This is a genomic window from Lysinibacillus sp. GbtcB16 (assembly GCF_019091145.1).
In the GTDB taxonomy this organism is placed as follows: domain Bacteria; phylum Bacillota; class Bacilli; order Bacillales_A; family Planococcaceae; genus Lysinibacillus; species Lysinibacillus fusiformis.
Genome location: NZ_JAGXJV010000653.1, coordinates 1 through 252 on the forward strand (window position 1 = coordinate 1; position 252 = coordinate 252).

Annotated in this window: 1 protein-coding gene; it reads right to left on the minus strand. The window is 58.7% G+C overall.

Annotated features, from left to right (window positions below; genetic code table 11):
• Positions 1 to 252 (minus strand): EAL domain-containing protein (locus KVT27_RS25525; protein WP_217582266.1); only part of this gene is annotated, 252 nt, incomplete at both ends.

Genomic DNA, 252 nt, shown 5'->3' on the forward strand with positions numbered 1-252 from the left:
CGCAATATCCAGATGATGCGCCATGGCGATCATCGCTTTCACAATGGCTGCGCCCTCCTGATCCACCGACATCGACTGGATGAAGGAGCGGTCAATCTTCAGCTCGTCGATCGGCAGCCGGCTCAAGGAGCCGAAGGACGAGTAGCCAACGCCGAAATCGTCAATCGAGATGCGGATGCCTAGGACCGTCAGCTCGCCAAGCGTACGCGCCAGTAGCTCTGCGTCCAGCACCGCCATACTTTCGGTGATCTC